The sequence below is a fragment of the Natronorubrum marinum genome, assembly GCF_052040125.1.
Lineage (GTDB): Archaea > Halobacteriota > Halobacteria > Halobacteriales > Natrialbaceae > Natronorubrum.
Genome location: NZ_JBPPFV010000006.1, coordinates 1 through 12,586 on the forward strand (window position 1 = coordinate 1; position 12,586 = coordinate 12,586).

General features: G+C 59.3%; 17 protein-coding genes. 1 reads left to right on the top strand and 16 read right to left on the bottom strand.

Annotated elements, in window-relative coordinates; genetic code table 11:
• The 3 genes from ACSFC5_RS22550 to ACSFC5_RS22560 all read right to left on the bottom strand — a co-directional run.
• Nucleotides 1-500, bottom strand: a 500-nt coding sequence (locus tag ACSFC5_RS22550) for a hypothetical protein (RefSeq protein WP_440767459.1), incomplete at its 3' end; no start/stop codon positions are given.
• A 158-nt stretch (nt 501-658) separates the two neighbouring features.
• Nucleotides 659-3,925: a hypothetical protein gene (locus ACSFC5_RS22555; RefSeq protein ID WP_440767460.1), complete on the bottom strand. Its 3,267-nt coding sequence runs from the start codon at nt 3,923-3,925 to the stop codon at nt 659-661.
• Nucleotides 3,926-4,080: 155 nt separating this feature from the next.
• On the bottom strand, nt 4,081-5,817 hold the full coding sequence (locus ACSFC5_RS22560) for an ATP-binding protein (RefSeq protein WP_440767461.1): 1,737 nt from the start codon (nt 5,815-5,817) through the stop codon (nt 4,081-4,083).
• Nucleotides 5,818-5,940: 123 nt separating this feature from the next.
• On the opposite strand from ACSFC5_RS22560, the gene ACSFC5_RS22565 reads away from it, so the two are divergent.
• On the top strand, nt 5,941-6,393 hold the full coding sequence (locus tag ACSFC5_RS22565; RefSeq protein ID WP_440767462.1) for a hypothetical protein: 453 nt from the start codon (nt 5,941-5,943) through the stop codon (nt 6,391-6,393).
• Nucleotides 6,394-6,412: 19 nt separating this feature from the next.
• Here the strand turns inward: ACSFC5_RS22565 and ACSFC5_RS22570 are convergent, their stop codons facing one another.
• From ACSFC5_RS22570 to ACSFC5_RS22630, 13 genes are read right to left on the bottom strand one after another with little or no spacing between them, the layout of a single operon-like run.
• Complete coding sequence (locus ACSFC5_RS22570) at nt 6,413-7,219, bottom strand: hypothetical protein (protein ID WP_440767463.1); 807 nt, start codon at nt 7,217-7,219, stop codon at nt 6,413-6,415.
• A gap of 47 nt (nt 7,220-7,266) precedes the next feature.
• Nucleotides 7,267-7,605, bottom strand: coding sequence for a hypothetical protein (locus ACSFC5_RS22575; RefSeq protein WP_440767464.1), 339 nt, complete (start codon nt 7,603-7,605; stop codon nt 7,267-7,269).
• On the bottom strand, nt 7,595-8,143 hold the full coding sequence (locus ACSFC5_RS22580; RefSeq protein WP_440767465.1) for a hypothetical protein: 549 nt from the start codon (nt 8,141-8,143) through the stop codon (nt 7,595-7,597). The genes ACSFC5_RS22575 and ACSFC5_RS22580 overlap by 11 nt, the downstream gene beginning before the upstream one ends.
• The gene (locus ACSFC5_RS22585; RefSeq protein ID WP_440767466.1) at nt 8,140-8,676 is read right to left on the bottom strand and encodes a hypothetical protein; all 537 of its coding nucleotides are present in this window, start codon (nt 8,674-8,676) and stop codon (nt 8,140-8,142) included. Before ACSFC5_RS22585 ends, ACSFC5_RS22580 begins: the two co-directional genes overlap by 4 nt.
• The gene (locus ACSFC5_RS22590) at nt 8,663-9,109 is read right to left on the bottom strand and encodes a hypothetical protein (protein WP_440767467.1); all 447 of its coding nucleotides are present in this window, start codon (nt 9,107-9,109) and stop codon (nt 8,663-8,665) included. The genes ACSFC5_RS22585 and ACSFC5_RS22590 overlap by 14 nt, the downstream gene beginning before the upstream one ends.
• Nucleotides 9,102-9,362, bottom strand: coding sequence for a hypothetical protein (locus tag ACSFC5_RS22595; RefSeq protein WP_440767468.1), 261 nt, complete (start codon nt 9,360-9,362; stop codon nt 9,102-9,104). The genes ACSFC5_RS22590 and ACSFC5_RS22595 overlap by 8 nt, the downstream gene beginning before the upstream one ends.
• The gene (locus ACSFC5_RS22600; protein ID WP_440767469.1) at nt 9,362-9,682 is read right to left on the bottom strand and encodes a hypothetical protein; all 321 of its coding nucleotides are present in this window, start codon (nt 9,680-9,682) and stop codon (nt 9,362-9,364) included. The genes ACSFC5_RS22595 and ACSFC5_RS22600 overlap by 1 nt, the downstream gene beginning before the upstream one ends.
• Entirely contained in the window at nt 9,675-10,058 is a 384-nt protein-coding gene (locus ACSFC5_RS22605; protein ID WP_440767470.1) for a hypothetical protein, read from the bottom strand. The genes ACSFC5_RS22600 and ACSFC5_RS22605 overlap by 8 nt, the downstream gene beginning before the upstream one ends.
• A complete protein-coding gene (locus ACSFC5_RS22610; protein ID WP_440767471.1) occupies nt 10,055-10,603 on the bottom strand; it encodes a hypothetical protein in 549 nt (182 codons plus the stop codon). Before ACSFC5_RS22610 ends, ACSFC5_RS22605 begins: the two co-directional genes overlap by 4 nt.
• Nucleotides 10,593-10,967: a hypothetical protein gene (locus ACSFC5_RS22615; protein WP_440767472.1), complete on the bottom strand. Its 375-nt coding sequence runs from the start codon at nt 10,965-10,967 to the stop codon at nt 10,593-10,595. The genes ACSFC5_RS22610 and ACSFC5_RS22615 overlap by 11 nt, the downstream gene beginning before the upstream one ends.
• Nucleotides 10,957-11,328 carry a hypothetical protein gene (locus ACSFC5_RS22620; protein ID WP_440767473.1) on the bottom strand — a complete coding sequence of 124 codons (372 nt, stop codon included), beginning with the start codon at nt 11,326-11,328 and terminating at the stop codon, nt 10,957-10,959. Before ACSFC5_RS22620 ends, ACSFC5_RS22615 begins: the two co-directional genes overlap by 11 nt.
• A gap of 2 nt (nt 11,329-11,330) precedes the next feature.
• The gene (locus ACSFC5_RS22625; RefSeq protein WP_440767474.1) at nt 11,331-12,257 is read right to left on the bottom strand and encodes a DNA polymerase sliding clamp; all 927 of its coding nucleotides are present in this window, start codon (nt 12,255-12,257) and stop codon (nt 11,331-11,333) included.
• Nucleotides 12,254-12,511 carry a hypothetical protein gene (locus ACSFC5_RS22630; RefSeq protein WP_440767475.1) on the bottom strand — a complete coding sequence of 86 codons (258 nt, stop codon included), beginning with the start codon at nt 12,509-12,511 and terminating at the stop codon, nt 12,254-12,256. Before ACSFC5_RS22630 ends, ACSFC5_RS22625 begins: the two co-directional genes overlap by 4 nt.
• Nucleotides 12,512-12,586: the final 75 nt, after the last annotated feature.

The following is a 12,586-nucleotide window of genomic DNA, read 5'->3' on the forward strand; positions in this document are numbered from 1 at the left end:
GCGAGCGTCTGTGCCTCAGTAGAGAACGGCTCCGAATCAACACTGATCAGTTGAACGTCATCGTGGGTGCTAGTAGCGATATCTAAATGATATCGCTCGTTAGAGATCGCCGCAAACAGGGCTACTACTCCTCCACCGAGTGCTCCGAGAATTACAAGCAGTTCGGGGTTGATTACAGCTTCTCCGCCAATTTGCTCAGCACGAATGTATCCAAAGAGAGGCAGTGCTGCAACAACTGCTCCGAGAACACACCACTTTGCGATATCCCACCCATCTTCCTGGGGAACGTGGTTCGCTGCGATCCAATACCCACCATACACAATTGCCGCCGACGGTATACTGACAAGCGCGAGTTCCGTTACCCAGACGATCGCAGGCTCTGGGTGCGTAACAATGTATGCAACCCCGGAGATTCCTAGTAGTGCACCAACGGCCGATATAAGCCACGATGCTGAATCGTACTGTACAGCTGGATTCTCGTATGTGCTATTAGCTCCCATGACTCTTCCACTCATAGTCCGTTATCGTCAGTTATAACTCTTCTATGAAACCCTATGATAACGTTGGGGTATAATTCAACACGGACATTGATATGCTCTATTGCAATCGGTCTACCTCACTACTATATGTAGTATCTATACCATACTGAACCGACTGATTATCTTGGCGTGATCGTCGCTGATTCTGCAGCCACTGTAAGCACCGTCTCGACGACCACCAGGAGCGCGTTACCGATCGTCGGGAGCCACGTGATCGTCGGTATCGAACGATCTAATCGGTGCCACACCCGATCGGTCCAGCCGGCGTCTTCGGTGATCTCGAGTGACTCCAGTTCGCCGTTGCCGTCCGTGTAGGTCATCAACAGGTGTTTCTCGCCGTCGTTTCGCGTGAGCACTTCGCCGTAGCGTGTGTCACCGTCGACGGTGATTGCATCACTGTTTCGCCAATGAACCGCCGAGTCGGGGTCGTAGTTCTCGAGATGGACCGTCACGGCCACGTTGCTGTTGACCGGCATCTCGTCTGGCCCTTCGACGATCGAGATATCGAACTCGTGGTCGTTCCCCGAAAGCACCGGGTCGGGCTGGACGTGCAGCTCACCGAGATTCTCGTCGGGGTCGATGACGGCTGTCACGTCGATACTGTCCCCGTCAGTCTTGAGTCGGGCGTCCGTGAGCGTATCGCCCGTGACTGCGTAGTCGCCCACGGCGGACGTACCCGCTCGGACGGTCGCGTGATCGGGGAGTGCGCGGTCGGACGCGTGTAGGCGTTCGGTGACCGTGAACTCGTGGCCGCTCGCGCTCTCGAGTGTGAGTCGGACGTGATGGACGCCGTCGCCTGTGGCTTCGAACGCAACGCGATCGTCGGTGGCGTCGATCTCCGCGGTGATCGTCTCGTCGTCAGGACCGATCACGTCGGCGTCGATCACGTCGGCCGTGCTATCCGCTGCAGTCCGAACGTCCAGCGAGACGCGTTCGCCCGCTGCGGGGGAGAGCGTCGAAAACGAGAGCGTTTCGAGGTCTGGAATCTCACCGTCGAACGCTGGATTCGGCGCGGAGACGCTGTCCGACCCATAGGACACACCGTCTGCGATATGAATTTCGTAGTTGGCGACTGCCGTCTGGTCATCGAACGGGTGTTCCTCGAGCGTGACTGTCGGATCGTCGAAGAGCCCGCCCGACTCGAGTGTCCAGTACTCGTCGTCGACGGTGTGGGTCTCGCCTGCGTCCGTGTGGGCGACGATGGTCACCTCGTCGGTGATATCATCGGGGAGCGTCCACGAGATATCGAACTCCTGGTCTGACTCGTCGATCACGCCCCCGCCAACGTCGATCGTGTTCTCGAGGTCGTCCAGGCGGTCCAGAATCGTCTCGAGGTCCGGATCATCTCCATTCTCGAGTTCGTCCTCGCTGCCTTCGAGGAGGTCACCGAAGGCGTCCTCGAGTTCCCCACGCCGCTCGTGATCCATCTCCGCGAGATGTTCGTCCCAACCGTCCAGTTCGGAGAGGTTCTGGTTCAGCAGGGCGTCCTCGAGTTCTGCGTGGAGGTCCTCGTACGCCTCGAGTTCGGCGAACGGGAGATCGGGCGTCCGATAGACAGTGAGTTCGAGGTCGTCCTCGGGTGGGGCGTACGTCTGTGCGGTGGGTGTCGGGAGGTAGAAGGCCCCATCGTGGTCCAGTGCTTGGAGATCGGCTACCGTCGGCTCCTCGAGTGTCTCCAACGTTTGGAGTGTGTCACCCGGCGTGCCGAGTGGCTGGACCGTGGCCGTCGCGACCGTTTCGTCTATCTCGAGTTCGAACTCGCCGTTGGCGTCGGCCTGGGTGGTCTCGCGAACCAGCGTCTCGTCGGCTTCGAGGTCGGCGATCCGTTCCGCTCGTTCGGTTAACTGATCGGCGTCGTCCCGAAGGTCGTCTGCGAACCCGCTCGCGATTTCGTCGGGTGACCCAACTGTGAACGGGTAGCCGCCCGCGTCGTTGTCCTCCGGGAAGGCCCGGTAGACGCCCGGCGGCAAGGTGGTTCGGACGCCGTGATGTTCGGTCGTCGAGAGTGGGTTCGCGCCGGTCGTCGACGCGATTGGTTCGGTCTCGAGCGTGCGCGTGTCCGTGATTTCGCCGGTCGGCGACAGTTGCTCGATGACGACCGTTCCCTCGGTGGTCGCCCCGTAGAAACTCTGGTCGACCTGATTTTCGATCCAGCCGCCGTCTTCGGCGGGATCCCACAGCGAGATGACGACCTGCTGATTGTCGTCGACGGTCACGCGTGGGTCGTCGATACTCGACTCGATGATCGTATTCGTCCCGACGCCCCAATCGTTGCTCTCGTGGATCAGCGCGTAGGTGCTGTCGGTGTCCGTGTGGGCGTCGAGATCGTAGCTTTCGTCGAAGGCGTCGGGCAGTGGATCCTCGAGTTCTGCGAGGAGGTCGTCGGCTTCGGACTCCAGGGCGGTGCCATCGAGATCGGGGAACGCTGTCTCCGAAATCCCGTGTGCGGTGACCGTTGCATTCGGGACCGGCTCTCCGCGCTGGTCGGTGACGACCCCCGAGAGCGTGGCAGACGTGGACTCTTCGACCGTGGCGGGGAACCGATACAGGTTCGAATCGAGATCGGAGGGATGGACGTACCAGTCGCCGCCGAGTAGCATTAGCCCCTTCGTCGACTCGTCGTACGTGTCGCCGTAGTCCGGTGGGGCGTCGTACGTGGCGACTTCGTTCCCATCGAGATCGTACTCGTAGACGGTCGGGTCCGTATCGCTGTCCATGAGGAAGAGCCGATCGTCGATTGCATGGAGTCCTTTCGCCGTCTCGAGGTCGGTCTGGATCCGGTCGGTGACCTCGTAGTCGGCGTCGAAGGCGACGATCTCCTCGTGATCGGTGACGTAGAGTTGGCCGTCGGAGCTATCGATGTTCCACGGTGTCGTCGACACTCCGCCCACGTCGTGATCGGCGAGGTCGACCGTCTCGGGGTCTTCGAAGGCGTCGTCATCATAGATATAGAGCTGGTCGGTGTCCCAACTCGAGATCACCCACTGTCCGTCGAAGCGGGTTATTCCGGCGGGATCGTACTCGAGGGCGTGGGTCTCGAGGAGGGTGAAATCCTCGTCGTAGACGTAGACCTGTTCGTTCAGATCACCGATCAGGTAGTAGAGGTCGCCGTGTTCTTCGCCGTCGTAGTGGAAGTATTCCGTGTCGTCAACGTCGAGTTCGACGGGGTCGCCGTCGCCCTCGAAATCGTCGATGTCTTCGTCTGTGTCGGTGGTCGTGATCGACGACTCGAGCGCGGCAGTGGTGGCGCTCTGGTCGGTATCGATGCTGGTTGGTTCGGCCCCAAGGCCGGTTGGAACGACTGTGAGTGCGAACAGTGAGACGACGAGCATGGCCGCGAGCGCGAGTGCTCGAGACTGTGCCCGCCGCTGCGGTGACATGTACATTGCTGGCGGTGCAGGGGTGTTGATTTACGACGTACGGTACACCGCCGGCAGATCCGACGGTCGCTGTCCGATTCGTGAGGACAGTTATTACGATTGTCACAACCAGCGGTAATTAATCTGTCGAACGTCTAAGAAATTGGTTAGGTTATCGGGTGCTACTCGCCTTCGCCGCCCATCACGATATCGTCGATCGTCCGTTCGATCTCCGCGACGGCCGCCGAGACCGTCTCGGCGTCGAAGTGGTCACCGAGTTTGGTCTGTGCGTGTTCGCGAAGCGCGTAATCGTACTCGCCGCGTTCGACCGTCTCGATGAATCCAGCGTCTTCGAGGGCGTTGTTTTTCTTGTTCCGAGCACTCGAGGTCGGCGACCCACCTGCGTACTTGTACGCCTCGGTGCTCGAGTCCGGCCCTTCGATCATGTAGTAGCGCAGCATCCCTCGCTGATAGTCGTCCAGATCATCGACTCGAGATTGCATCTCTCGGACGTAGCGTTTCACCTTCGGATTTTCGAGGGTGTTTGTCTCGAGGCTCTTTGGCTTCGTACGGGCGTTCTCGAGATCGTCGATCCGCTCCCGTGCTTGCTCGTACTTCCGCCGCCACTTCTCGCCGTCGTCGTCCTCGGAGATCCCGAACGCATCGGCGAGTCGTTCGGTCGCTTCGCGAGCCATTTCGGGATCGTCGACGGTCGGTCGGTCCTCGAGTTCGGACTGTAGCTGTTCGACCTGCGCTTCGAGATCCCCGATTCGACTTTCGCGTTCGGAGAGCTCGCGCTCGAGGCGGTTCTTTTCCTCGATCGTCTCCGAGACGGGTTCGGTTGCTCCACTGTCCCCGCCATGTTGGGCCAGTGCGTCGGCCATTTGTGTTGCGGCGTCTGCGATATCGTCTTGATTCTCGAGGCGCTGTTCCAGTTCCTCGATTCGTTCGTCTTTAGCGTTGACCGTCCGCTCGAGTTGGGTGACCCGATCCTGTCGGCGCTGTTCGCGATCACTTATTTCCTCGAGATCGTCCACGAGGTCCTCCGAGACGGATTTGAGATCCGGGCGTTCGAACTCCTCGAGTCCCGGTGTCGCACCCGCGTCGAACGTGCGCTTGCGTGTGAACTGGACCCGATCGATCGACGCGTTCCAGTCGGCCTGGACGAACGCCTCTCCATCTTGGAGATCGGCAACGCGGTCGCGATACTCGGTGTCGGCGACCCGACCGACGACTTTGGTGTCGTTCTCCCACGTCAGTCGATGCCAGACGAGCCAGTTGGCCTGCGTGATGAAATCCTTCTTGACATCGGCCGGTCGCTGTGAGATCCCGACGATACCGAGTCCGTGTTTGCGTCCACGCTTGCCGATCTTGACGAGCATTTGTCCGGTGTCGTCGAGGCCACTGCTCTCGGGAACGTACTCGTGGATCTCTTCGACGACCAGGAGGAACGGCTTCTTGAGTTTCTTCTCTTTGGTGAATAGGTGGCGGGCCGTCTCCCGGACCAAGGCGTTGGCATCGTCAGTGTTGAGATACCCCGAGACGTCGAGGATGATCGGGATGTTCTGCTCGAGTGCGAGTTCGGCTAGTTTCTCGGCGTGCTCCGGGCCGACCTGCAGGTCACACTCTTCGTCGGCCCCGACGTGGAGCATTTCGAAGCGTTCCTTGAGCCCGTAGTACTCGCCGTCCGTATCGACGATCAGGCAGGGAAAGCCGTTCTCGAGGAGCTGTTCGATTACGACGCTCGCGGTGTTTGACTTCCCGGAGCCGGATTTGCCGGTGATGAATCCCCGGCCCGTGAGTACGTCGACGACCGGGAGATCGTAGCCGTCGACGCCGACCGTGATCCGTTCGGCTTGGTCGTCTGGATTCGGTTCGGTATCCGTACTGCCGGGAGAGGGGTGTGTGCTGTCGCTCATACCTGTAGGCAGACAGTCCGTCGCCAAAGGAGTTCGCTACGCCAACCGCTCGAGGGTCCGGCGAGCGGAGCGAGAGGGGGTTCGGACCCGAAGATTCTTTGGTTAGCACTAAGTGCTAACGTCATGGCGAACCAGATCAAGTCCTCCGGCGCTGACGGTCTCGCGTTGCAGATCACGAAGCCCGCTCGAGCGTCGGGGCTCGTCGAAGAGGACGCCGATGGGGAGGCAACCGCGCTAGCCGACGTTCGCGTGTACGCGTTCGATCACCTCCTACTCGTAGTGGCTCTCGATACGGTGTCGGTCGAAGAGAGAGCAGAACTCGTCGTCGCCGCAGCGGAGGACACTAACAGCGTGTATCGAGCGATGGATGCGACCGTCCGAATCGCCGGCCACGGGTATCAGGTCCAACTGCCGCCTGCGGAGGACGCCGGCTTCAACGAAGGCGATCGAGCGCCCTGTCATCCAGCGCCTGGCATGATCGCGATCTCGAGAGACGACGGCACGTCTGCGGGGGCTAATGCTAGCCGATTGGCTGGTGATCTGGTTGCGATTCGGAAAGAGCAGCAAATCTCGTAATCAGTCGTAGGTTGTTCGACTAAATACCGCGGCCTCGTATGTAATCGTCAGTGTCGTCGATGAGTTTCCGAACCTTGTGTTTGTTCGGTTGCTGTTGATTCGCGTGAGCGCAATCATTTCTGATTTGGCCCAATGTTTCCAGATTACTCAAGGTGGTTTTGGCGATTTCATCACCCTCGTATAATGTTTGAGCGAGGCTGGCAATCCCGTCATTGTGATTATACTTAAGGTCCGATTCATCGCATTCAAGTTGAAGATGGCGTTCTATCGCTACTCCTGCAAGGACTCCTGCTGCTCGGGCAAGACCTTCATCAAGAAGCTCTCGAGCTTGTAATAACTCATCTTTGGAGAAAGTGTCCGAGATTTGGCGTCGGAGGCTCAATTTTTCCGCTTTAATCTTCCCCGGAATCGCTTTGACGAGATTTCGCTGTTCTGAGAAGTGTTCTGTTGCGCTATTAACGTATCTTTCCGGCTTGAATTTTGCATTCACGTCCAATCGAATGTATTCTTTTACTTTTGTCCGCTTCTTTTCGAACTCGTCAAGTCGCTGCGGGAGGTGCGTCGAAACAAGTTCCTCAGCCCTAGCGTACCACGATTCATATTCTTGTTTCAGATTATCTTGGAGTTCTTTGTTTTTTCCTTTTGGATCTTCCCACATTGGTTTTGTGCGGCCTCTGTCTGCTGCTCCCACTGGAAGAGAGTTGCCTACGACTTTGTGACCTTTCTCTGCGTCATTGTAGAGTTGATCTATCTTAGATACAATTTTGTCTGCATCTTCATCTAGTTGTTCGATGTATTTCTCAGTGGTATCAACGGAAGCTGTCATTCAATAACGAGCGTTGCTTCTGTGAACATAAATAGGCTCGTAGGTATTTATCGCTCGAGATCACGCTCCGCCATACGGATCCGTTCGAAGTGGCCGGCGTCACGTTCGGAGTATCGGCTCCCGTACGCTAGCTCGACGTTCTCCCGGCCTTCGAACTCGATTAGTGACTCGACGTCTTCGCCTTCCCGCGCTTCGACGAGCAGTCGGTCCGCGTCGCGAGCGACCAGAGAGACCAGAGACGCTCGTCGAACGGCGAGTATCGAGTCGTCCATATCCTCGGGAGAAATCCAGAGAAAGACCGTCGACTCGAGGTCGTCGGCTGGGTTCTCGAGAACGTCTTCGAGTGTGCGCTCGCGTTCTCGGTCGTCGTTTTCACTACTCGGCATGTTCAGCTACCTCCGGGTCTGGCTCTGGCTCTTGCTCCTGTCGGTCGAGCCGATTCAGCGTCGTGTTCGTGACGTGGTGGGCGTACTGCAGTTGGTTCGCGTCGTGCTCGAGCGCCTCGCCCTCCTCGTCGAAGCCGACGTAGATCGGGTACTGATCATCAGACCCGCCCTCGAGCGCCCCGACCTGTCGGTAGTCCTCGCCGTACCAGGGCATACTCGAGACCGACACCTCATCGAGATGGTTCATCAGCATGTATCGGTAGGCCGCCTCGGTCGCGAACGAGCGCGTTTCGTACAGCAGCGTCCAGCCGACGTGTTCCTCGTCGCTGCTTTTGTCGGTGATCCGGGCTCGCCACAGGGCGTCGTTCGTCATCGGTTCGCGAGTCTTCCGGCGGGCGAACACCTCGAACGCGCCCTCTGAGTTGGTGTGCCGGGAGAGTATCGCCGCGTGGCCGACAGCGTCGTGACGGGTGTCGAAGGTCGTCTCGCCGAACGAATCCGGTCGGTGGGCGACGTACTCGTATCCGCGGTCGCTCATCGCTCACCCTCGTGCGTACCGATTCCGGCTTCGTTCTCCAGCTCGTCGAGGACGTTATCGAACTGAACTTCGATCTCTTCGTCGCAGTGGATCCAGGTCTCGCCTCGAGAGTGAATCCCTGCGACTTTCGTCAGTGAGACACAGACGACGGCACGCCCGGAATGGACGTCCTCGAGATCACGGTCGTTCGCGGCGATTCCGCCCTCGGACGCACCGTGGGCTGTTTCCTTCGGGAGTAGCGGTTCCCCGTCCACAACCCACGCCGTTCGCTGACTCGGACTGGGCCACGGATTCAGCATGATCGTCCACTTGTGTTCGTCGTCGGCATCCGGTCGCAACGGGGCTTCGTGACGGGTGTGGAGTACGTACGGCTCGTCATCGGACGGGATTCGGTGACCGCCGTCGAACTCCGATTTGTCTTCGGTCGCTTCGAAGAGTTCGACGATTCGCTGATAGCGGTCGTTCCAGTCCTCTCGAGTTGTTTTCGCATTGACGATCTGTTCGGCGTCTGCGTTCGGGTCACTCGTCGCCATGATCGTCACCTCCGGGCGTGGACCTGTGCTCCGGGTGGAGCGGTCCGAGTGCGGTGAACTTCTTGCAGAAGTCCGACCGGCGCACGTAGTTGCCAGCGCCTTCGTGATCAGTGAACTGTCGTGCAGTGACGACGTGTTCATAACAGCCGACGCAGTCCTCGAACAGCGCGAACTCGTCGTCGGTGAGTTTCTCGAGGCTCAGGAACCGGACGACGTTCTCGTCTGCTCGGTCGTCATTTTCGTCGAAGATATCGCCCCACGTTTTCTCGGGAACGTCGGTGATCACGACCCACGACCAGTCGTCGACTTCGTACTCGCAGATCGTCCCCATCGTCGCGCCGTTCTTGAGTGCTGTGTACTTACTCGCGCGGGCTTCCTCGGGTGGAAGCCGGTCGCGTCGATCGGCGTCGGGGCGGGTGATCTGTTTATTCATCGAGATCACCGTCCGGCTGCTCCATGTCCGCGTGTAGTGAACGCCCCTCGAGTTCGTTAGCAGCGATTTCTAACGCTGCTTTCGCCACCTCCTCGTTTTGGTCGTGGAGGGCGTCAACAGCCACGGAAAGGCCGATAGCCACGGTTTCATTGGTCCGCTTCGGGAGTAGGTCAACCACTGCGCCCCCACGAGCATCCTCTACCAGATCCTCCATCCCTTCGATTATCTGCTGTTCCGGATTGCTCGACGACATCACGAATCGCCTCCGTCGCCGTCAGTAGCCGCCTGTAGTGAGTGATCGTCGCACTCCTCTACCTCGCCGTTCCAGCACTCGTCGAACGACTCGACGTTGTGCTTCTCGGCGATCTCGTTGAACGTCTCGATGATCTCGTTCAGAACCTCTTTCTCGGTGCTGTCGATGTCTGCACCGAGCCTTTGGAGAACATCGTTCGAATCTACATCTGCGTGAAGGGCGGCGTTGAACTCTCCCCACGCGCGTTCCCACTTGCACTTGTCGTAGTTCCGGTCGTCGCGATAGATATCGCTCGAGGCGTTGCCGCTCGAGTCACTCATCGTCGTGCACACCTCGTTCAAGCCGGAACGACGCCAACTCCGCGGCGAGTAGGGCCTCGAGATATCCCTCGTTCGCGACCGCGGCCGTCTTGAGCGCGTCCGCGAGCGACGCGTCGACGTTCTCGTCGATTTCGAGTTCGTAGCCCGGCTTGCCGGGGACATCCTCGCGAGACATCCGCTCGGTGTGCTGGTTGCGCTCGAGAATCGACGTGATCTGTTCCTGGTCGATCCACTCGGTCTCGTCGGCCCAGTTGATCAGGAGTTGGTGGCCGTCGATCTCCGTGATCCGACCGCGGTTGGGGCTTGTCGAATCTGCCGTCTGGAACTCGACACGGACGCCCTCCGAGAGCCGGTGGTCAGCTGATCCCGAACTCATGGTTCGGCCTCCGTGTCTGCGTCTGTGTCTGGATCCTCGAAGCCGGCACAGACTCGGCACCGATCATTGCCCGATGCTGGATTGTAGCAGACCGATTTCCGCTCTTCGCACTCGTCACACGCCCAGTCGTCGATCGTCGATCGGAGGTCCTCGAGTTCCTGTCGGAGTTCTTTTGCCTCCTGGTAGGAGAGATTCCGTTCGACCTCCTCCGGTTCGACGTGTTCGTAGGGCCACTCTTCCTCGAGCAGTCGGGCCTCGGAGTCAGAGTCAGTGGTCGTCGTCACCGCCGACGGTGACCGTGACCCGGATTCGATCTCCCCAACTGCGTAGCCGAGCGCGTTCGCGAGCGCCCGCACTTTGTCGCGACGGTCACGGGTGGAGTGATCCAACAGTTCGTCGGCGCTGAGTCCGAGTTGCAGTGACCGACACAGGGTGCGTGCGGTGTCCGTTCCGTAGGCAAACGACATGATCGCACCGTCGTCGATCTGTGCGGCGAACGTGATACCCTCTTCGCCGATATTTCGCGTTTGCTGCTCACTCTGCATCGGACTCACCTTGCTCGCTTTCCGCGTGTAGTGAACACTCAGCCCACTCCGAAGGAGTCTCGAACTCACCGTCGCAGAGAGCCTTCCGTTCGGCGTGCTCTTTATCGCGCGGAACCAGCTTATGGATGTCCGAATCGTCGTCGGCGAAAGACTCGAGAGCGGTACGAGAGCCGTCGTAGTCGTAGCCACGAGTCCCTCCGACGAGGAAACAGAGTTCGTCCTTCTCTGGTTCGTGCTCGAACGTGTGAATGGAGTAATCCTCGTCGATGTACATCAGAACTTCATCTGGATGCTCTTCGAGATACTGCTCCCACTCGTCGGCTGTTCGTTCAGTTCCGCTCGAGCGAGGTTCGCTATCGGACATCGATACCAGCCTCCGCGAGCCATTCGTCTGCGCGTGTGTCCGAGACGATCTGATCTCCCTCTGGGTCACGTTCGGCTTTGACCGGGAAAATCGTCGATCCAGCGTTGGTCGTAAAACTCGAGACGGACTTCTCGGTGTGTTTCTTCCCTGGATCCACGACGCCGCCGTACTCGGTTCCGTAGCCCGACAGCGTGTATCGCCAGTAGCCGCTTTCTCTGTCGTCCCACTCTCGAGATTCGACAGTGAACGGCCTGTCGCGTCCGTTGATGTAGACTTCGTCGCCCTCGCGAAGCGAGAGAAGTACGTCTGCAATCCACTCTTCGGGCTGAATGTCGTCGACTGCTGATTTGCACTCCGACATGGTCAGTCCTCCGAGCTGATACGCGGTGCGAGCATTTGCGTGACTTCGCCGTGGAACGCGTCGTCTTTCTCTTCGTCGTCGTCCTCGACATGTTCGAACTGGATGAACACCGGCATCTCGTTGCCGAGTTCGAGGGTTACCTCTGCGTTCGCGGGGATCTCTTTCGAGAGATCCTTGAGGTAGTCCAGCAAGAACAGCGCGTCACCGTCGCCCATCTCGAGGTCGATCACGTCCTCGCGCGTGAGATCAAGGACGACGTCGTCGGTGTCGCCTTGGGCGCTGACGACAAATGCGTCCTCCCCAGCGTCGTTCTGCCGGGTCTCGAATCGCATGTGATCGGAGACCATATCGGCGGCTTTGACCGCCCGGTGGATGTCCTTGCCCTCGAGTGTCACCGACGCGGGCAACTCGAGATCCGGGATGTCCGGTTCCTGCCGGATGCTATCGGGGTCGATCAGCGCGAGCGTGTACTCGAGCCCGTCGATTACGATCTCGAGTTTGCGCGTCTCCTGGTCGAGTTCCAGCGACACCGGGTCGCTGGCCTCGCCGAGACTCAGGATGTCCGTGATCCGGGAGAGATCCAGCCCGATCAGTCCGCCCGTACTCGAGTAGTGGTCGAACGCGGCCGCGTCGAGTTGTTGGTCGACCATCCCGACGTTCGCCGGATCGACGCCACGCCCTTCCAGGCCGTCGGACTCGAGATGGAGTTTCATCTCGTCGAGAATCGGCGTGTACTGCTCGAAAAACGCGAGCAGGTCGCCGGCAGTTGCCTTGCACGCGAACCCGCCACTCTCGGTTGCGAGATCCGGCGTTGGGTCGGCTTCCTCTTCGTTTTCTTTTTCTTCAGCTTCCGGCTGCGGTTCTGGTTCTGACTCAGGCTCTGGCTCGTCGACGGACTGCGTCTCGTCGGCTTTGGACTCGGTACTCATTCGAGATCGACCTCCTCGATCTCGACTCCGTTGTCGAGCCCTTCGATTTCGACCGACTCGTCTGTGAGGTCGGTCTCGGTCCAGTCTTCGGGCAGCTCGAGCGGCTCGATCGCCTCGTCAATCTCGTCGACGGCGAACCGGTCGCCCTCGGAGGAGACGTTCTGCAGGTCGGTTGGCTGGTCGCTACTATCACTGTTCATCTCGGTCGTACAGTCGCCGATCGCTCGGTCGACTGCTGCCTGTGTTGCGTCCATAGCAGGGGTGTTGTGCCGTTTGGCACGATGGTACGCCGCGGAATCGAACCGCGTCACACTGTCATGTGAGACCGT